13 protein-coding genes are annotated in these 19,238 nt (G+C 75.0%); 2 read left to right on the forward strand and 11 right to left on the reverse strand.

Annotated features, from left to right (window positions below):
- Positions 1–100: 100 nt before the first annotated feature.
- From ffh to nsdA, 5 genes are all read right to left on the reverse strand, one after another.
- Complete coding sequence (gene ffh, locus ACWGB8_RS04125) at positions 101–1,666, reverse strand: signal recognition particle protein (RefSeq protein WP_452210050.1); 1,566 nt, start codon at positions 1,664–1,666, stop codon at positions 101–103.
- Positions 1,667–1,904: 238 nt separating this feature from the next.
- Positions 1,905–4,529, reverse strand: coding sequence for a [protein-PII] uridylyltransferase (locus ACWGB8_RS04130; protein ID WP_452210052.1), 2,625 nt, complete (start codon positions 4,527–4,529; stop codon positions 1,905–1,907).
- A gap of 105 nt (positions 4,530–4,634) precedes the next feature.
- On the reverse strand, positions 4,635–4,973 hold the full coding sequence (locus tag ACWGB8_RS04135; protein ID WP_380267600.1) for a P-II family nitrogen regulator: 339 nt from the start codon (positions 4,971–4,973) through the stop codon (positions 4,635–4,637).
- Complete coding sequence (locus ACWGB8_RS04140; RefSeq protein ID WP_452210054.1) at positions 4,970–6,331, reverse strand: ammonium transporter; 1,362 nt, start codon at positions 6,329–6,331, stop codon at positions 4,970–4,972. Before ACWGB8_RS04140 ends, ACWGB8_RS04135 begins: the two co-directional genes overlap by 4 nt.
- A 362-nt stretch (positions 6,332–6,693) precedes the next feature.
- Positions 6,694–8,148, reverse strand: coding sequence for a transcriptional repressor NsdA (gene nsdA / locus ACWGB8_RS04145; protein ID WP_452210056.1), 1,455 nt, complete (start codon positions 8,146–8,148; stop codon positions 6,694–6,696).
- A gap of 516 nt (positions 8,149–8,664) precedes the next feature.
- Here nsdA and ACWGB8_RS04150 point away from each other — a divergent pair.
- The gene (locus ACWGB8_RS04150; protein WP_452210058.1) at positions 8,665–9,366 is read left to right on the forward strand and encodes a bifunctional DNA primase/polymerase; all 702 of its coding nucleotides are present in this window, start codon (positions 8,665–8,667) and stop codon (positions 9,364–9,366) included.
- 160 nt (positions 9,367–9,526) lie between these two features.
- On the opposite strand, the gene ftsY is transcribed toward ACWGB8_RS04150, so the two are convergent.
- The 5 genes from ftsY to ACWGB8_RS04175 all read right to left on the reverse strand — a co-directional run bounded on the left by ftsY (position 9,527) and on the right by ACWGB8_RS04175 (position 17,049).
- Complete coding sequence (gene ftsY, locus ACWGB8_RS04155) at positions 9,527–10,768, reverse strand: signal recognition particle-docking protein FtsY (RefSeq protein WP_452210060.1); 1,242 nt, start codon at positions 10,766–10,768, stop codon at positions 9,527–9,529.
- 54 nt (positions 10,769–10,822) lie between these two features.
- Positions 10,823–14,416, reverse strand: a complete 3,594-nt coding sequence (gene smc, locus ACWGB8_RS04160) for a chromosome segregation protein SMC (protein WP_452210062.1) — start codon at positions 14,414–14,416, stop codon at positions 10,823–10,825.
- A 251-nt stretch (positions 14,417–14,667) separates the two neighbouring features.
- On the reverse strand, positions 14,668–14,871 hold the full coding sequence (locus tag ACWGB8_RS04165) for a hypothetical protein (protein WP_452210064.1): 204 nt from the start codon (positions 14,869–14,871) through the stop codon (positions 14,668–14,670).
- Positions 14,872–15,306: 435 nt separating this feature from the next.
- Positions 15,307–15,606: an acylphosphatase gene (locus ACWGB8_RS04170; RefSeq protein WP_452210066.1), complete on the reverse strand. Its 300-nt coding sequence runs from the start codon at positions 15,604–15,606 to the stop codon at positions 15,307–15,309.
- A gap of 99 nt (positions 15,607–15,705) precedes the next feature.
- Entirely contained in the window at positions 15,706–17,049 is a 1,344-nt protein-coding gene (locus ACWGB8_RS04175) for an EGFR-like transmembrane domain-containing protein (protein WP_452210068.1), read from the reverse strand.
- A gap of 330 nt (positions 17,050–17,379) precedes the next feature.
- Between ACWGB8_RS04175 and ACWGB8_RS04180 the strand changes: the two genes are divergently transcribed.
- Positions 17,380–18,309: a hypothetical protein gene (locus ACWGB8_RS04180; RefSeq protein ID WP_452210069.1), complete on the forward strand. Its 930-nt coding sequence runs from the start codon at positions 17,380–17,382 to the stop codon at positions 18,307–18,309.
- Between the two features lie 63 nt (positions 18,310–18,372).
- Here the strand turns inward: ACWGB8_RS04180 and mutM are convergent, their stop codons facing one another.
- Positions 18,373–19,236, reverse strand: a complete 864-nt coding sequence (gene mutM, locus ACWGB8_RS04185) for a bifunctional DNA-formamidopyrimidine glycosylase/DNA-(apurinic or apyrimidinic site) lyase (RefSeq protein WP_452210071.1) — start codon at positions 19,234–19,236, stop codon at positions 18,373–18,375.
- Between the last annotated feature and the right edge of the window lie 2 nt (positions 19,237–19,238).

Raw genomic sequence — 19,238 nt, forward strand, 5'->3', positions numbered from 1 at the left:
TATCCCCGCTCACCCCCACAAAATCCACATTCCTACGGCCCGGCGCCCGGTGTTGGGGGCGGCGGGCCGTGCACGGTGGCGCGGGGGTGGGTCCCCGGTCCTACAGCAGGTCCTTGAACTCCTTGGGCAGTTCGAAGTCGGCCGGGCCCTTGCCCGCGCCGAGCCCGAACGCACCGCCCGGGGCCTGGCCCGCACCGGCGCCGGGGCCGAGCGCGCGGCGCTCGGCGGCGGCGGCCTCCTCCTGCGCGCGCTTCAGCGGGTTGCCGGACTTGCGCTTGCCCTTGGCGACCGGGGCCTTCTTGCCGGACTTCTTGGAGCCGCCGCCCATGCCGGGGATCCCCGGCATGCCGGGCATGCCCTTGCCGGAGGCCATCGCGGACATCATCTTGCGGGCCTCGAAGAACCGCTCGACCAGGTTGTTGACCTCGCCGACCTGGACGCCGGAGCCCTTGGCGATGCGCAGCCGGCGCGAGCCGTTGATGATCTTCGGGTCGGTCCGCTCGGCCGGGGTCATCGACTTGATGATGGCGCCGACGCGGTCGACGTCCTTGTCGTCGATGTTGTTGATCTGCTCGCGGATCTGGCCCATGCCCGGCAGCATGCCGAGCAGCTTGGAGATCGAGCCCATCTTGCGGACCTGCTCCAGCTGCGCCAGGAAGTCGTCGAGCGTGAAGTCCTTGCCGCCGCCCTGCAGCTTGGAGGCGATCTTCTCGGCCTCGGCCTGGGAGAAGGTCTGCTCGGCCTTCTCGATCAGGGAGAGCACGTCGCCCATGCCGAGGATGCGCGAGGCCATCCGGTCGGGGTGGAAGGCGTCGAAGTCGTCGACCTTCTCGCCGTTGGAGGCGAACATGATCTGGCGGCCGGTGACGTGCGCGACCGACAGGGCGGCACCGCCGCGGGCGTCGCCGTCGAGCTTGGAGAGCACGACACCGGTGAAGTCGACGCCGTCGAGGAACGCCTGGGCGGTGGTGACCGCGTCCTGGCCGATCATGGCGTCGACGACGAAGAGGACCTCGTCCGGCTGGACCGCGGCACGGATGTCGGCGGCCTGCTGCATCAGCTCGGCGTCGATGCCGAGGCGGCCGGCGGTGTCGACGACGACGACGTCGTACTGCTTCTGCTTCGCGTACTCGATCGAGTCGCGCGCCACCTGGACCGGGTCGCCGACGCCGTTGCCCGGCTGGGGGCCGTAGAAGGCCACCCCGGCGCGCTCGGCGACGACCTGCAGCTGGTTGACGGCGTTGGGGCGCTGGAGGTCGCAGGCGACCAGCAGCGGGGTGTGCTTCTGCTGCTTCAGCCAGTGGCCGAGCTTGCCCGCGAGGGTGGTCTTACCGGCACCCTGGAGACCGGCGAGCATGATCACCGTCGGGCCGTTCTTGGCGAACTTCACCCGGCGGGTCTCGCCGCCGAGGATGGCGATGAGCTCCTCGTTGACGATCTTGATGATCTGCTGCGCCGGGTTCAGCGCGCCGGAGACCTCGGCGCCGAGCGCCCGCTCCTTGATCTGCTTGATGAAGGCCCGGACGACCGGCAGCGCGACGTCCGCCTCCAGCAGCGCGATGCGGATCTCGCGCGTGGTGGCGTCGATGTCCGCCTCGCTGAGGCGGCCCTTGCCCCGGAGGTTCTTGAACGTCGCTGCGAGGCGATCGGAAAGAGTGTCGAACACGTCGGCGCGGGTCCCTTGCGGCATCGGTATTTGTACGGTCGTCGCCCCCCAGGGTATCCGGCCGCCCCGGGTCCGGTCTCCACCCCCGGGACGGCCCGGCCCCGCGCTGCCCCGCGGACCGCCCCCGACCTGCACCGACCTGCCCCGACTCATTCCGGGGACGGCCCGGTCCGGGCCCCGTCCGGGGACGGCCCGGCCCGGCGAGGCCCCCGGGGCAGCGGCGGACCGGCGGACCGGCTCAGCCCAGCGCCGCCCGGACGGCCGCCGCGACCTCGCCGGCACGCTGCGCGGCGAGCGGGCGGCCGGCCTCGTCGGTCAGGTAGAAGGCGTCCACGGCGTCGGCACCGAGGGTGGAGACGTGCGCCGTCCGCACCCGCACCCCGGCCGTGTCCAGTGCCCGGCCGATCCGGTGCAGCAGGCCGGGGGCGTCGTGGGCGCGGACCTCCAGCACGGTGGCGCTGGCCGAGGCCACCGCGGGGGCGACGGCGACCACCGGTGGCGGCGTGGGGATGCCGGTCCGGCGCGGGGCCGCCGCGTCGCGCTCGGCGAGCCGCCGGGCGACGTCCAGCGAACCGTCCAGGGCCCGCCGCAGGTCGGCCCGGAGCCGGGCGGCCTCCGGCAGCTCGCCGAACTCGGCGGCCACCGTCCAGGTCAGCAGCAGGACGGCGCCCGCGCCGATCGGGTCGAGTTCCCGCAGGCCCGCCTTGCGGACGGTGAGCCGGTGCAGCGCCAGCACCCCGGCGACGGTGCCGAGCAGCCCGGGGCGGTCCGGGACGGCCAGCGTCAGCTCGACCCCCATCGGCTCCACACCGACCGGCCCGCCCGTGCGCCCCGTCCCGACCGAGCCGCCCGGCCCGCCGGGAGTACCCGGTGCGGCCCCGTCCCCGTCCGCGCCGGGACCGCCCTCGGCCTGCGCCCGCAGCGACAGGGCCGGGCCCCCGGTGCGGGCCGCCTCCACCGCGAGCCGCTCCTGCTCGGCGGTCGGGTCGGCGTCCACCGGGAAGGGGTACGCCCCGGCCAGCTGGGCGGCGGCCCGCTGGACCAGGCCGTCCACCAGCGAGGCCCGCCAGCTGCTCCAGGCGGCCGGGCCGGTGGCGGTGGCGTCGGCCTCGGTGAGCGCGTGCAGCAGTTCCAGCTGCGGCAGGGTGGCGACCACCTTGGTGATCGCCTCGACGGTGGCCGGGTCGTCCGGGTCGCGGCGGGTCGCGGTGTCGACCAGGGTCAGGTGGTGGCGGACCAACACCGCCAGGGTCTCGGTGTCCTCCCGGTCGAAGCCCATCCGGGCGGCCACGTCGCGGACGATCACCTCGCCCGCCTCGGAGTGGTCGCCGGGCCAGCCCTTGCCGATGTCGTGCAGCAGCGCGGCCACCAGCAGCAGGTCGGGCCGGGCCACCCGGCGGGTCATCGCGGCGGCCCGGACGGCGGTCTCCACCAGGTGCCGGTCGACGGTCCAGCGGTGCACGGCGTTGCGCTGCGGGCGGCAGCGCACCCGCTCCCAGTCGGGCAGCAGCCGCGTGATCAGGCCCTCGGCCTCCAGCGCCTCCCAGACCGGGATGCAGGCCTCCCCCGCGCCGAGCAGGGTGACCAGCTGCTCACGGGCCTCGTCCGGCCACGGCACCGGCAGCGGACGGCACTCGGCGGCCAGTCGCCGGACGGTGGCGTGCGAGACGGTCAGCCCGTTCTGCGCGGCGGCCGCGGCGGCCCGCAGCGGCAGCACCGGGTCGGCGGCGGGGCGGGCGCCCTGGGCGAGGACGGCCTCGCCGTCCTGCTCGACCACGCCCTCGGCGAGCGGGCGCCGCTCCACGCCGCCCCGGGCCACCGCGCCCGAGCCGCGCCCGGCGCCGGAGAACGGGAAGGCGAGCCGCGGCCCCCGCCGACCGCGCCGCGTGCGGGCCGCGAGCACCCGGTCGACCGCCCGCCAGGTGACGTCGCTCGCGTAGGCGACGGTCCGGGCGGCCTCGTAGACCTGGCGCAGCAGGGTGTCGGCGTCCAGCACGCCGAGCTGCCGGGCGACCTGGTCCTGGTCCTGCAGGCTGAGCCGTTCGGTGGCCCGGCCGGTGGCCAGGTGCAGGGCGTCGCGGACGTCGGCGAGGCGCAGCGCGGCGGCGTCGAGGCCGTCGCGGGGGGCGTCGGCGAGCCAGGTGGCGGCGATCGCGTTGAGGGCGACGACGTCGCGCAGGCCGCCGCGGGCCTCCTTGAGGTCGGGTTCCAGCAGGAAGGAGAGCTCGCCGTGGCGTTCGGCCCGCTCCCGGCCGAGTTCGCGCAGTTCGGGCAGCCGGGTGGGGGCGGCGGCGCGCCAGTCCGCGAGGACGGCGGAGCGCAGGCCGGCGGTGAGCGCGGGGTCGCCCGCGATGTGCCGGGCGTCCAGCAGGCCGAGCTGGGCCTTGAGGTCGGCGGCGGCGACGGTGCGGGCCTCGGCGGTGGTGCGCACCGAGTGGTCGAGGGCGGCGCCGGAGTCCCAGACGGGGTACCAGATGCGCTCGGGCAGGGCGGGGTCGAGCGGGCCCTCGTGCAGCAGCAGGACGTCGAGGTCGCTGCGCGGGGAGAGTTCACCGCGTCCGTAGCCGCCGACGGCGACCAGGGCGACCCCGGCGGGCGCTCCGGCGGCGGCGAGCAGGCCGCTCAGCCAGTCGTCGGCGAGGCGGGCGAGGGCGGTGCGCAGGGCGGGGCCGGTCGGGCCGGTCCCGTCCAGCAGGCGGGCCCGGGCCGCCCCGTACGCCACCGTCGCGGAGGCATCGGGAGCACCGGCGGTACTGGCGGTACCGGGAGCACCGGCGACACCTGAAGCACCAGCGGTACCGGAGGAGGCGGCAGCGGCGGAGTCGGGGCGAGGGTCGGAGTCGGAGTCGGCAGCGGCGGTCATTCGTTCTCCCCGTCCATCGTGCTGGGCTGATACGCCGTCAGCGGACCTGCGACCGGGGCCGGTCGCAGGTCCGCCTGCGGTGTCGAGCTGATGGTAGGACCTCGCTCAGAGGGCGTCGGGTCCGCGCTCGCCGGTCCTGACCCGGACGGCGGTGTCGACGGGGATGCTCCAGACCTTGCCGTCGCCGATCTTGCCGGTCCGGGCGGCCTTCACCAGGACGTCGATCAGCTGCTCGGCGTCATCGTCCTCGACCAGGACCTCGATCCGGACCTTGGGCACCAGGTCGACGGTGTACTCGGCGCCGCGGTAGACCTCGGTGTGGCCGCGCTGGCGGCCGTAGCCGCTGGCCTCGGTGACGGTCAGGCCGTGCACTCCGAAGGCCTGCAGGGCGGCCTTCACGTCGTCCAGGCGGTGCGGCTTGATGACCGCGGTGATCAGCTTCATCGGGCGTCGACCTCGGTCTTCTCGGTGGTCCGGCCGGCGGTGGCGGCGGGAGCGGGGGCGGCGGGGGCGGCGGAGGCCGCCACCGGGGCGGGACGGGCGATACCGGTGCCGAGGGCGCTGAAGTCGTACGCGGACTCGGCGTGCTCGCTCTGGTCGATGCCGGCGACCTCCTCCTCCTCGCTGACCCGGAAGCCGATGGTGCGGTGGATCGCCTGGCCGAGCAGCCAGGAGAGGACGAAGGAGTACGCGCCGACGGCGACGACGCCCATCGCCTGCTTGCCGAGCTGTTCGAGGCCGCCGCCGTAGAACAGGCCCTTGGCGGTCTGGCCGACGGCGCCGGTGGCGAACAGGCCGACCAGCAGCGAGCCGATCACGCCGCCGACCAGGTGGACGCCGACCACGTCGAGCGAGTCGTCGTAGCCCCAGCGGTACTTGAGGCCGACGGCGGCGGCGCAGGCGATGCCGGAGACGATGCCGATCGCGACGGCGCCGAGCGGGGAGACCGAGCCGCAGGCCGGGGTGATGGCGACCAGGCCGGCGACCGCGCCGGAGGCGGCGCCCAGGGTGGTGAACGCGCCGTGCTTGATCTTCTCGTAGGCGAGCCAGCCGAGGACCGCGGCGGCGGTGGCGACCTGGGTGTTGACCAGCGCCATCGCGGCGACGCCGTTGGCGGCCAGCGCGGAGCCGGCGTTGAAGCCGAACCAGCCGAACCAGAGCAGGCCGGAGCCGAGCATCACCAGCGGCAGGCTGTGCGGGCGCATCGGGTCCTTGCGGAAGCCGACCCGCTTGCCGAGCACCAGGCAGAGGGCCAGGCCCGCGACACCGGCGTTGATGTGCACGGCGGTGCCGCCGGCGAAGTCGATCACGCCGTTGCGGTCACCGAGCCAGCCGCCGTTGCCGCCGTCGAAGAAGAACACCCAGTGCGCGACCGGGAAGTAGACGACCGTGGTCCAGAGCGCGACGAACAGGCCCCAGGCGGCGAACTTGGCGCGGTCCGCGATGGCGCCGCTGATCAGGGCGGGGGTGATGATGGCGAACATCAGCTGGAAGGCGGAGAACGCGGTGACCGGGATCGCGCCGGTCAGGTCGTTGAGCCCGATGCCGCGCATCCCGAGGTGGTCGAGGTTGCCGATCAGGCCGGCGCCCGCGTCGGGGGCGAAGCTGAGCGAGTAGCCGTACAGCACCCAGAGCACGCTGACGATGCCGAGCGAAATGAAGCTCATCGCCAGCATGTTCAGTGTGCTCTTGGCCCTGACCATGCCGCCGTAGAAGAAGGCCAGCCCGGGGGTCATCACCATGACCAGGGCCGCACTGATGAGCACGAAGGCGGTATCGCCCGCGCTGAAGCCGTCCGGCATCGGCGTCTCCTCATGAATGGAAGCCGCTCCACACCCGGGATACCTGTCCCGTGCCACCCGGGGTGTCGGCGATGAAGAGGAGCGTGCCGAAGGCGGGTTTCGGCCGATGCGGCCCGTTGTTTCGCGGCCGTGACGAGGCCGACGCCGGGGTTACGCGTACGTGAACTGCGGCCCTGCCGGGGCGGCCGGTGGGTTACCGTACCGCCCCGCACCACGCGGAGTGCCGGACGTGCCACCGACCGTGGCAGCGGCGGCTGTCACGGTCGGCGGGTCCGGGGGGCTCCGGCGTGATCCACTGGCCGGAACCGGCCCACGGGCGGACGGGGCGGTCCCACAGGACCCGGGCAGGGGCGCGGGTGGGCTCACACCACCGAGACGTACTCCGGGATGTCCTCGGTGATCCGCTCCGTGAGCCGGTTGACCGCGTCCACGCCCCGGAACCGCGCGGCGGCGGCCTCGGTGGTCTTGCGCACCCGGGAGTTCAGCCGCTCCGAGCGGACCTTGGTCGCGATGTCGACCGCCTGCTCGGCCATCACGGCCGCCTGCTCCGCCTCGTTCTGCAGGACGTGCACGCTGGCCATCCCGATCAGGTTGAAGGCGTACGAGCGGATGTGGTCCGGGTCCTTGCGGAAGAGGTCGACCGCGGTCTCCATGACCGGTGCGGACATCGAGGCGTACAGCTCCGCCTGGCCGGAGTGGTAGGCGAGGTCCCGGTAGGAGTGGGCGTTCTCGGCGTTGAGCTCGGCGGGCGAGAAGAACCGCAGCCAGTTCGGCTGGTCGTCGCCCTCGCGGATGTCGGTGAAGGTGTCCTCGGCCAGCCGGACGGCGCGGGCGCAGCGGTTGACCTCGCCGATGGTGGCGTAGGCGCGGGCCTCCATCGCGTAGAGCAGCGACTGCTGGCGCGGGGTGGCGGTGTCCCGGCTGCCGTACTGGGCGAGGTGGATCAGCTCCAGGGCGTCCTCGCCGCGGTTGAGGTGGATCATCTGGCGGCTCATGTCGGTGAGGATCTGCGCGCCGAACGGGCGGTCTCCGGCCTCCTTGGCGGCGTGCAGCGCGAGCACGTAGTACTTCTGCGCGCTGGGGTGCATGCCGACGTCGTACGACATCCAGCCGGCCAGGTGGGCCAGCTCGGAGGTGAGCCGGAAGAGCCGCCTGGTGGTCTGCTCGGGGTAGGTCTCCTGGAGCAGGTCGGTGACCTCGTGCAGCTGGCCGACCACGGCCTTGCGGCGCAGCCCGCCGCCGTTCTGGGCGTCCCACTGGCGGAACATCACGGTGGTCTGTTCGAGCAGTTCCAGCTCGGGTTCGGAGAGCCGGCCGCTGTGCGGCTCCCCGCCGTTGGCGGCGGCCAGGATCGGGGTCGGCGCGCCGCCCGGGCCGGGGGCGAGCCAGCGCTGCATGGGCTCGATCAGCGCGGCGCCGGCCGTCAGGGCGAGCGAGGTGCCGAGGAAGCCCCGGCGGTTGAGCATCAGGTCGCTGCGGGAGTAGTCGCTGATCAGCTGGACGGTCTGGGGGGCGCTCCACGGCAGGTCGACGCCGCCGCCGACGGTGGAGACGGGGACGGCGGCGCGCAGCCCGAGGTCCTCGATCGAGACGACCGAGCCGAAGCGCTCCGAGAACAGCTCCGACATGATCTTGGGGATCGGCTCGCGCGGCTGCTCCCCGTCGAGCCAGCGGCGCACCCGCGAGGTGTCGGTGGACACGTGGTGGGCGCCGATCTGGCGGGCCCGGCGGTTGACCTGGCGGGCCAACTCCCCCTTGGACCAGCCGCTGCGCGCGAACCACGTGCTCAGCTTCTCATTGGGTTGCTTCTCTGCCATGGGAACGTCCCCATCCCGCCCGGCTCCGGTCCGGAGCCCCGATCGTGACTGCCCGACGGTTGCGGGCGCTGTGCCAGACGTGCCGTACCTGAGGTGCTGTCATGCTTGGTGAACCGAACGTAACGCCCTCTGCGCCGTCCGGGGGAGCGGGCCTGGCGAAACGCCACCCTTCGCCACCCCCAGGAGTGAACCGAAGCCGGTCCGCGCGCGCTTCACTGGTAGTCCCGGCGGAGCGGCACATGCCACCCGCCAAGTCCACCCCGGCCGTCCCGGCCGTCTCGGCAATCCACAGCAGTCCCAGGCGAGTTGTTCTCCCGCCTGAAGCGGCGGCAGCCTCGCGCACCCGACGATCCTGCACCCGCACCGCCCGCCGCAAGGCGGCGCCCGGAGCGCACCGCACCATCAGGCGCACGCCCTGCGCCGCGCGCCGCCACCGCACAACGCACGACGCAACGGACAATCAACACAAAGTCACCATCCCGTAACCACCGGCAACGAGAACCTGTTGGGGGAGGCATGGACAACCTGTTCGGCGAACTTCGGCTGGGGCACCTGCGGCTGGCACCGAGGGGCGCGCGCCGCCGCACCCGCACCACCGCGTCCCAGGCCGCCGCGGAGTACACCGGCCGCTGGGGCTGGGCCGTCGCCGTCGGCAGCCCGGCCGGGCCCGCCACCCCCCACGGCGGCTGCCACTGCGGCGCCCCCCGCTGCGCCGCCCCCGGCCTCCACCCGGCCGGCGGCGAGCTGCCGGCCGGCGACGGGATCCGCCCGGCCGCGGACGGCCTGCGCGGGGAGGAGGCACCGGTGCTCTTCCCGACCGGCCGCGCCTTCGACGTGCTCGACGTGCCCGAGCAGGCCGGCCTCCAGGCTCTGGTCCGGCTGGAGCGGATGGGCACCCAGGTCGGACCGGTGCTGGCCTCCCCCACCGGCCGGCTGCAGTTCCTGGTCGCCGCCGGCACCGCCCGGATGCTGCCCGACCTGCTGTACCGGATGGGCTGGGACGACGCCGCACTCGACCTCGCCTGCCACGGCGAGGGCAGCTGGGTGGCCGCTCCCCCGACCGTGCTCGACGGCCTCGGCCCGGTGCGCTGGCTGCGCCGCCCCACCCGGGACAACGCCGGCTGCCCGCCGGAGGCCCGGCTGCTGCTCGGCACCCTGGCGTACGCCTGCCACCGCAGCCGAGAGCGGGCCGCCGAACCCGCCTGGGTCGCCTCCTAGGGCTCCCCCTCCCCCACGCACCGCGCACCAGGCGCCACCGGGAGCACCACCCGGAGCCCCCGCACCCACCCGCCCCGGGTACGCCGAAGGGCCCGCCCCCTGCGGAGCGGACCCTTCGTCCGACGGGACCCGGCCGCGGCAGCGGCCCGGACGGCGGCGGTCAGTCGCCGATCAGCGCGTCCACGAACGCCCCGGGCTCGAACGGCGCCAGGTCGTCGGCGCCCTCGCCCAGCCCGATCAGCTTGACCGGCACGCCCAGCTCGCGCTGGACCGCGATCACGATGCCGCCCTTGGCGGTGCCGTCCAGCTTGGTCAGCACGATGCCGGTGATGTCGACGACCTCGGCGAACACCCGGGCCTGCACCAGGCCGTTCTGGCCGGTGGTGGCGTCCAGCACCAGCAGCACCTCGTCGACCGGGCCGTGCTTCTCGACGACCCGCTTGACCTTGCCCAGCTCGTCCATCAGGCCGGTCTTGGTGTGCAGGCGGCCGGCGGTGTCCACCAGGACGGTGTCCACGCCCTCGGCGATGCCCTCCTTGACGGCGTCGAAGGCGATCGACGCGGGGTCGCCGCCCTCGGGGCCGCGGACGGTGTGCGCACCGACCCGCTCGCCCCAGGTCTGCAGTTGGTCGGCGGCGGCGGCGCGGAAGGTGTCGGCCGCGCCGAGCACCACCCGGCGGCCGTCGGCGACCAGGACCCGTGCCAGCTTGCCGGTCGTGGTGGTCTTGCCGACGCCGTTGACGCCGACGACCAGGACCACCGCCGGGCCCTCCTCGTGCTTGGTGGAGCGGACGGTGCGGTCGCTGTCCTTGCCGATCAGGTCGACGAGCTCCTCGCGCAGCAGGCCGCGCAGCTCGTCCGGGGTGCGGGTGCCGAGCACCTTGACCCGGGTGCGCAGGCGCTCGACCAGCTCCTGGGTCGGGACCACGCCGACGTCGGCGATGAGCAGGGTCTCCTCGATCTCCTCCCAGGTGTCCTCGTCGAGGTGCTCGCGCGAGAGCAGCGAGAGCAGGCCCTTGCCGAGGGAGTTCTGCGAGCGGGAGAGCCGGGAGCGCAGCCGGACCAGCCGGCCGGCGGTGGGCTCGGGGACTTCGAGGGCCGGGACCTCCTCCGCGGCCTCGGCGGTCTCGACCGGTTCGACGGCCTCGGCCGGTTCGACCGTCCCGGCCGGCGCGGCGGGAGCCTCGGGGAGCTGCACCTCCTCGACGGTGCGTCTGGGGGCCTCGGTCGGCGGCGCGGACTCCTCGCCGACCTGGGGCTCGCTCGGGGTCTTGGGCGCCGTGATGACCGGCGCCTGCGACTTCGGGGGCAGTTGCTGGCGTCGTCTGCCGGAAACGACGAGGCCCGCGATCGCGCCGATGGCGATCACGGCGATGACTACGGCAAGAATCACGTATTCCATAACCCGTCCAGTATCCGCGACGGGTGCCCGGACGGACCGCAGGAGTCACCGGGTTCAGGCGCGGCGCCCCCGCGGGGCGCGGCCGGGCCCGTCCTCGCGCAGCCGCTGGCTGATCACCTGGGAGATGCCGTCGCCCTTCATGGTCACCCCGTACAGGGCGTCGGCGGACTCCATGGTCAGCTTCTGGTGGGTGATCACGATCAGCTGGGAGCTCTCCCGCAGCTCCTCCATGATCCCGACCAGCCGGCGCAGGTTGGTCTCGTCGAGCGCCGCCTCCACCTCGTCCATCACGTAGAACGGGCTGGGGCGCGCCTTGAAGATCGACACCAGCAGGGCCACCGCGGTCAGCGAGCGCTCCCCGCCGGAGAGCAGCGAGAGCCGCTTCACCTTCTTGCCGGGCGGGCGGGCCTCCACCTCGACCCCGGTGGTCAGCATGTCGTCCGGGTCGGTGAGCAGCAGCCGGCCCTCGCCGCCGGGGAAGAGCCGTGCGAAGACGCCCTCGAACTGGGCGGCGGTGTCGTGGTACGCGGCGGTGAACAGCTGCTCGACCCGGGCGTCGACGTCCTTGACGATGTCCAGCAGGTCGCGCCGGCTGCGCCGGAGGTCGTCGAGCTGCTCGCCCAGGAAGCGGTGGCGCTCCTCCAGCGCGGTGAACTCCTCCAGCGCCAGCGGGTTGACCCGGCCGAGCTGCTGGTACGCCTTCTCCGCCGTGCGCAGCCGCTTCTCCTGCTCGGCCCGGACGTACGGGTACGGCTCGCCCGGCTCCTTGCCGTCCTCGGGCGGCGCGGGCGGCACCGGGAGGTCCGGCCCGTACGAGGCGAGCAGGTCGCCGCCGGCGATGCCGAACTCCTCCAGCGCGCGGGCCTCCAGCTGCTCGATGCGCAGCCGCTTCTCAGCCCGCAGCACCTCGTCCCGGTGGCCGGCGTCGACCAGCTTGTCCAGTTCGCCCTTGAGTTCGCGCCCGTGCTCGCGGTGCTCGCGCAGTTCGGCCTCGCGGGTGGTGCGGGCCTCCTCGACGGCGGCGCGGTCGGCGTCCGCACGGGCCAGCGACACCTCCAGGCAGGCGAGCAGCTGCCGGGCTCCGGAGGCCACGGCGGTCGCCACCGCGGCGTCGTGTTCGGCGCGCCGGCGGCGTTCGGCGGCCCGGGCGCGGGCCTCGCGTTCGGCCCGGGCGGCGCGGTCCAGCTGGTCGGCCCGGCCGGTGAGGGCGCGCACCCGCTCCTCGTGGGTGCGGACCGCGAGCCTGGCCTCCAGCTCGCCCTGGCGGGCCCGCGCGGAGTCCTCGGCGAGCCGCTGCTGTTCGGCCTGGTCGGGTTCGTCGTCCGCGGCGCCGGCCGACTCCTCGGCGGCGGCGAGGCGTCCGGCGAGTTCCTCGGCGGCGGCCAGGGCCTGGGCGAGGCCCTCCTCGGCGCGGGCGGCGGCGGCCGAGAGCCGCTCGGCCTCGCCGGCCGCGGCGCGGGCCTGCCCGCCGAGCCGGCCCAGGGTGCCGGCGGTCCGGGCTCGTTCCCGTTCGGCCTGCCGCCGCCGTTCGGCGAGCCGGTCCAGCTCGGCGGCGGTCTCCCGGCGCCGGGCGGTGAGGTCGGCGAGCCGCTCGGCCGCGGCGGCGCAGCGGAGGTCGAGGTCGGCGATGGCGCGGGTGGCCTCGTCCACCGCGGCGGCGGTCTCCAGCAGGCTGGGGGCGGCGCCGGAGCCTCCGTGCGCGGAGCCGGTGCCGAGCCGGTCGCCGTCGGCGGTGACGGCGGTGAGCCGGGGGTGGGCGGCGATCAGGGTGAGGGCCGTGTCGAGGGTGTCGACGACGGCGGTGCCGGCCAGCAGGGTGCGGACGGCGGGCAGCAGCGCAGCCGGGCCCTCGACCAGGTCGGCGGCCCAGCGGGCGCCGGCCGGGAGCCCGGGTTCGGCGGCGACCGCGGCGGCGGCCGGTCCGGGGGCGTCCGCGATCAGCAGGGCGGCCCGTCCGGCGTCGTCGGTGCGGAGCAGGCGCAGGGCCTCGGCGGCGGCGCCGGGCGAGTCGACCGCGACGGCGTCGGCCGCGCTGCCGAGCGCCGCGGCGACCGCACTCTCGTGGCCGGGGGCGATCCGCAGCAGGTCGGCGGCCGGGCCGAGGAGTCCGGTGAGCCGGTCCCCGGCGGCGAGCAGGGCGCCGCTGCCGTCCTTGCGGCGCAGGCCGAGGGCGAGGGCGTCGCGCCGGGCGGCGAGCGCGGCGCGTTCGCGGTCGGCGGCACCGGCGGTGTCCCGGGCGGCGGCGAGGTCCCGTTCGACGGCGGCCAGCGCCGTGCGGGCGTCCTGGTGGGCGGTGTCGGCGTCCGCGTCGTCGGCGGCCTCCCCGTCCACCAGGTCCTGCAGCTCCTGGTGCTCGGCCCGGGCCGCCTCGGCCCGCAGCAGCGCCTCGTCGCGGGCCTCGGCGAGCCGGCCGATCTCGGCCTCGGCGGACGCGGCCCGGGAGCGGGCGGCGGCGGTCTGCCCCTGGAGCCGGGCCAGGCCCTCGCGGCGGTCGGCGATCGCGCGGGCGGCGGCCTTGAGCCGGCGCTCCTCCTCGGCGAGGGCGCGTTCCAGGTCGCTCCTGGTCTCGACGGCTTCGGCCAGCGCGTACCGGGCCTCCTCCAGGGCCTCGGCGAGGGCGGCCTCCTCCGCGCGGATCCGCTCGGCCTCCCGTTCGAGCTCCTCGGGGTCGCGTCCGCGCCGTTCCTCGGCCTGGCGGCCGGCCGCGGCGTGCCGGGCGGCGGCCTCGGCGAGTCCGAGGGTGCCGCGGGTGCGTTCGGCGAGGGCGGAGAGCCGGTACCAGTTCTGCCGGGCCGCTTCGAGGCCGGGCCCGAGCTGCTGGACCTGCGCCTCCAGGACGGCCTCCCGCTGCAGGGCGCGGGCGAGCTGCTGTTCGACGGTGCTGCGGCGCAGGCCGAGCGCGAGCTCGTCGGCGATCTCCGCCTCGACGGCCCTGCGCAGGGTCAGCAGGTCGTCGGCGAGCAGGCGCAGCCGGGCGTCGCGCAGTTCGGCCTGGATGCCGGCGGCGCGGCGGGCGATCCTGGCCTGGCGGCCGAGCGGGCCGAGCTGGCGGCGCAGTTCGGCCACCAGGTCCTGGACGCGGTTGAGGTTGACCTGCATCGCGTCCAGCTTCCGCAGCGCCTTCTCCTTGCGCTTGCGGTGCTTGAGGACGCCGGCGGCCTCCTCGATGAAGGCGCGGCGGCCCATCGGGTCGGCGTGCAGGACGGAGTCGAGCTGCCCCTGCCCGACGATGACGTGCATCTCGCGGCCGATGCCGGAGTCGGAGAGGAGTTCCTGGATGTCCAGCAGCCGGCAGGTGTCCCCGTTGAGCGCGTACTCGCTGCCGCCGTTGCGGAACATCGTCCGGGTGAGGGTGACTTCGGCGTAGTCGATGGGCAGGGCGCCGTCGGTGTTGTCGATGGTGAGGCTGACCTCGGCCCGACCGAGCGGGGCGCGCCCGCTGGTCCCGGCGAAGATGACGTCCTCCATCTTGCCGCCGCGCAGCGATTTGGCGCCCTGTTCGCCCATGACCCAGGAGAGGGCGTCGACGACGTTGGACTTGCCGGAGCCGTTGGGGCCGACCACGCAGGTGATGCCCGGTTCGAAGCGCAGGGTGGTGGCGGAGGCGAAGGACTTGAACCCGCGCAGGGTCAGACTCTTCAGGTGCACGCGCCGGTACTCCTCTTCGCTCGCCGGGCGTCCCGGCGGCGGCGTCTTCGCCCGACGGGGTCCCAGCGGCGACTGTATCCGGCTCCCGCCCCGGTCAGGGCGCCCGGACACGGCCGCGGCCCGAGCGGCGAAGGTGCCCGGTGCGGTGCCCGGACACGACGAAGGGACGCCACTCCGGGCGTCCCTTGCAAGCTGCGTCCCTTTCGGGGGCTCGTAGCAGAACGGCGTCGATCGGTGGGACCGGGCGGGACTCAGGTGAGAGCCGGCTCCCGCTGATCCAGGTCGAGTCCGTTGAGCAGCGAGTGCTCGTCAGCGACAGCGGCGAGAGCGTCGTTCTCGGCCTGCATCCGGAGAAGCTCGGCCTCCAGATCCTGGACGCGCTGCTGCAGCCGTCGCATCTCGGAGAGCATTCGCGGGTCGGGGCCGCCGACGTACCCGAGAAGCGCCTTTGCCATGATGAATGGTCCTCCACGCTGAGTGACCGAACCGGAACGGTATGGGTCTAGGGGGAAGGGGGACGCACGCGCGGCGCGCCACCGGCAGTGCTGGCTGGGCACCACGGCGCAACCACCGTGAGCTGGGCCCACGGGGGAATGCACCTACCGGCCGAACGCGGTCGTGTGCGCGGGCTTCCAGCGTCTCACCAAAGACGGTACGGGTCAACACGATCACCGCACGCTACCGCGCCCCTGTCACCTGCATGGCGGTGTCGTCACACCATGCGGACCCGAGGGGGCTCCACCCCGTGCTCGTGGATCATCACTCGAAGCGGAGTCAACCACGAGTCTGCCCCGATGGCAACCGTATGACACCGGCAGTTGCCTGCTCTTTTCCGTGATCCGCCAGCCGGGTGACCCGAACGGGTGAGGCGGGCCCGGCGCCGCACGGCCTCAGCGGATCTCGAAGCCCGGGTAGCCTGCGCCGGTGGCCGTCCAGATCTCGGTGACACCGCTGACCCGGCCGGGCGTGTCGGGTCCGCGCAGCAGCGCGAGCAGGAACTCGCAGTCGGCCGCGAGCCCCTCGGCCACCACCTGGACGCGCCCGTCCCCCAGGTTGCTCGCATAGCCGGTCAGCCCGATCTCCAGCGCCCGCGCCCGGGTCCACCAGCGGAAGCCGACCTGCTGGACCTTCCCCCGCACCCAGGCGGTCACCCGGACCGGTTCGTCCCCGTGCGCGTCGCGACCATGCATGTCCCGACCCTATCCGCCCGCCCCCGGCCCCGCCCCGCCGGCAGCCGCCGCTCACGGCCCGGCCCCGGGCCGGAGCCGGGCCGCCGAACGCCGCCGCCGTCAGAACCCGCCCCCGAAGTCCCCGCCCCCGCCGAAGTCCCCACCGCCGCCGAACCCGCCGCCGTAGTCCCCGCCGCCGTGGTCCCCGCCGGACCACTCGCCGCCCCCGTACTCGCCGCCGCCCTCGCCCGCGTACGCCGGGCCGCTCGCCATCATCGAGCCGAGCATGGTGCCGACCAGCAGGCCCGGCAGCAGCCCGCCGCCGTACCCGCCGAAATAGCCGCCCGCCCACGGGCCGTACACCGGGCCGGCGTTCCAGTACGGCTGCGGGCCGCGCGCGGTCGGCACGGTCCGGACGTCCGGATCCTCGCCGGAGGCCAGCCGGGCGGCATCGGCCGCGCAGACCGGCACCGGCCGGGCCGCACCGCCGTCCGGCGCCCAGTCCGCGTCCTGGGCGGAGGGGCCGTGGCGCGGGTCGAAGAAGCACGGCGGACGGCGTTCCGGCAGCGCGCGGCCGTCCCGCCGGGCGGCCAGCACGGCGAGCGCGAACCGGCCGTCCTCCAGCGCCTCGGTGACCGGCTTGACGTCCGCCGGGCGCCGGGCCGCGTCCATGGTGCGCTTGGCGTGCTCGTACGAGTCGAGGGCGCTGGTGTAGTCGGCGCGCTGGACCTCGTCGGCGTCCGACGCACCGGGGTGGAAGTCGAGGCGCTCCAGTTCCTCGCCGTACGCGGTGATGTCCTCGTCGACGACCCGGCGCAGCTGCGCGAGCTCGGCCCGGTGCTGCTCCTCCTTGCGCTGCCGGGAGCGCCGCAGCAGCAGGAAGGCGCCCGCGCCGACCAGGGCCAGCAGGGCGAGCGGGACGACGATCCCGGCGACCGAGGGGCCGTCGGCGGCGCCGCCGCCGCCCGCGGCCTGCGGTGCGGCGAGGTCGACGAAGTCGGTCAGGGTGCCGTCGATGTCGCCGGGGTGGGCGCGCGCGGCGGCGCCGGCGGTGTTGCCGACCGCGGCGGCGGAGAGCACCGCGGCGTCGGCGCGGGCCTGGAACTCCTCACCGCGCCAGATGCCGTAGACGCCCTCGACGCCGACGCGGGTGCGAAGGTCCCGGAAGACCGTGTCGGCGTTGTAGTCGTCGGTGGCCGGCACCACCGCGACGAACAGCGGCTTGCCGGTCTCCCGGATCCGCTCGGTCAGGGCGTCGGCTTGGCTCTGCGGGAAGCGCTCCGCCATCGCCGGGTCGACGTAGACCTGGCCCTGTTTCAGCACCGCGGCGGCGTCGACCGGGCCGGCCGCCGAGGCGGCGGGGGCGAGCAGCGCGGCGAGCAGCAGGATCAGCAACCCGAGCAGCGCCGCCGCCGGGGCGAGCGGCCCCACTGTCCGGGAAGGTCGTCGTGCAGGGCTCCTCATGACACCGACGCCACCTCTCGAATCGGGCCGAAACGGTATACCCCTCGCATACCCCCGCAGAGGCCGCCCCCACCGTCCGCCGGGGTATCGACCCTCCTCCGGGATGATGTTTGCCGCCCTGGCCCCTGAGCGGCCCCCGGAACGGGAACCCCTGCCCCGTTCCGTGCGTCCGTCCCGGCGGGACGCACCGCCGGGACCAGGCATAGTGGTGTGCCGGCCGCCCCCGCGCGGCCGGTCCGGAGCGACCCCTCCGCCCCACGACTCTCGGCACCCCCAAGACTCTCGACACCCCGCGACTCTCGCCCCCAAGACTCTCGAACGGAGCACCTGGTGATCATCGGCCTCGTCACCGCCGTAGCGGCCTCGGCCTGCTACGGCATCGGCTCGGTCCTGCAGGCCGTCGGATCCCGCCGCTCCGCCCGGGAGGAGGCCGCCAAGGGCAGCTCCGGCGGGACGACCGAGCACGGCGGCCCGAGCCTGTCGTCGACCGCGAAGGCCGCCGTGACCTGGGAGTTCATCCTCGGCACGGTGCTCGACCTGATCGGCTTCCTGCTGGGCGCGCTGGCCGCCCGGCTGCTGCCGCTGTTCCTCTCGCAGACGATCATCAGCGCCAACCTGGTGATCACCGCGGTGCTGAGCATCAAGCTGCTGGGCATCCGGCTGAAGCAGCTGGAGTGGGTCTCGATCGGGGTGCTCTGCTCGGCCCTGGTCATTCTGGCCGTCGCGGCGGGCCCGGAGGGCGGGCACCACGCGGCGATGACCTTCCACTGGTGGCTGCTGGCCGTCACGACCGTGGTGCTGGTCGGCGGCGGCCTGCTGGTGCGCCGGATGGGCGCCAACGGGGCGATCGTCGCCGGTCTGCTCTCCGGCCTCGGCTTCGGCGCCCTGGGCGTCGGGGTGCGCGTCCTGAACGGCGTCGAGCCCTTCGACCTCGGCCTGCTGCTCTCCGACCCGGCCCTGTACGCCGTGCTGGTCGGCGGTATCGGCGGCATGTACGTGCACACCGTCGCCCTGCAGATCGGCTCGGTGAACGGGGCGACCGCGGCGCTGGTCGTCGGCGAGACGGTCTTCCCCGGCGCGGTCGGCGTGCTCTGGCTCGGCGACGCGACCAAGTCCGGGCTGGGCTGGCTCGGGGCGGTCGGCTTCCTGCTCGCGGTGGTGGCCGCGGTGGGCGTCGCCTGGTTCGGGCAGGACACCCACGGCCCCGCGCCCGCTCCCGGGGAGCCCGCCGCCCCGCAGCCGGAGCTCAGCGCCCGCTGAGCCGCCCCGCCCGCGAGCCGCGACCGGCGCCGCGCGGGCCGGGACCTGCGCCCCTCGGACCCGCTACCGGGCCCGGGGGGCGCGCTGGCAGCGGGGGCAGAAGTAGCTGGAGCGGTTCATCCAGGCGGCCCGGCGCATCGGCGTGCCGCAGCGGCGGCAGGGCTCGTCGGCCCGGCCGTAGGCGTCGAGGTCCCGGGAGAAGTAGCCGCTCTCGCCGTTCACGTTGACGTAGAGGCTGTCGAAGCTGGTGCCGCCGACGGCCAGCGCGGCGGTCATCACGTCGCGGGCGTGGGCCAGCAGCAGGAGGGCCTGCGGGCGGGTGAGGGTGGCGGTCGGCCGGTCGTAGTGCAGCCGGGAGCGCCAGAGCGCCTCGTCGGCGTAGATGTTGCCGACGCCGCTGATCAGGGTCTGGTCGAGCAGGGCCCGCTTGACCGTGGTGCGCCGGGCCCGCAGGGCGGCCGCGAAGGCGGCGTCGTCGAAGCGGGGGTCGAGCGGGTCGCGGGCGATGTGCGCGATGGAGACCGGGGTGGCCTCCGGGTCGCCGTCCTCGGCCTCCTCGACGGCGAGCCCGCCGAAGGTCCGCTGGTCGACGAAGCGCAGTTCCCGGCCGCCGTCGGTGAAGCGCAGCCGGACCCGCAGGTGGGTCTCGTCGGGCACCGAGGGGTCCTGGACGAGCAGCTGGCCGCTCATCCCGAGGTGGCCGATCAGCGAGAAGCCGCCGCCGGCCAGCGGCACCCAGAGGTACTTGCCGCGCCGCTGGGCCGTGCCGAGGGTGGTGCCGGTGAGCCGGGCGGCGAAGTCGGCGGCCCCGGCCGGCTGGCGGCGCACCGCCCGCGGGTGCAGCACCTCGACGTCGGCGACGGTCCGCCCGGCGACCCAGTCGGCGAGTCCCCTGCGGACGACCTCGACCTCGGGCAGCTCGGGCACGG

Source organism: Kitasatospora sp. NPDC054939 (assembly GCF_053610105.1).

Coding starts and splice junctions, on each gene's coding strand:
- ACWGB8_RS04130 (WP_452210052.1), bottom strand. CDS start 4,529: ATGACCGCCGCTGCCGACTCCGACTCCGACCCTCGCCCCGACTCCGCC.
- ACWGB8_RS04135 (WP_380267600.1), bottom strand. CDS start 4,973: ATGAAGCTGATCACCGCGGTCATCAAGCCGCACCGCCTGGACGACGTG.
- ACWGB8_RS04140 (WP_452210054.1), bottom strand. CDS start 6,331: ATGCCGGACGGCTTCAGCGCGGGCGATACCGCCTTCGTGCTCATCAGT.
- nsdA (WP_452210056.1), bottom strand. CDS start 8,148: ATGGCAGAGAAGCAACCCAATGAGAAGCTGAGCACGTGGTTCGCGCGC.
- ACWGB8_RS04150 (WP_452210058.1), top strand. CDS start 8,665: ATGGACAACCTGTTCGGCGAACTTCGGCTGGGGCACCTGCGGCTGGCA.
- ftsY (WP_452210060.1), bottom strand. CDS start 10,768: ATGGAATACGTGATTCTTGCCGTAGTCATCGCCGTGATCGCCATCGGC.
- ACWGB8_RS04165 (WP_452210064.1), bottom strand. CDS start 14,871: ATGGCAAAGGCGCTTCTCGGGTACGTCGGCGGCCCCGACCCGCGAATG.
- ACWGB8_RS04170 (WP_452210066.1), bottom strand. CDS start 15,606: ATGCATGGTCGCGACGCGCACGGGGACGAACCGGTCCGGGTGACCGCC.
- ACWGB8_RS04175 (WP_452210068.1), bottom strand. CDS start 17,049: ATGAGGAGCCCTGCACGACGACCTTCCCGGACAGTGGGGCCGCTCGCC.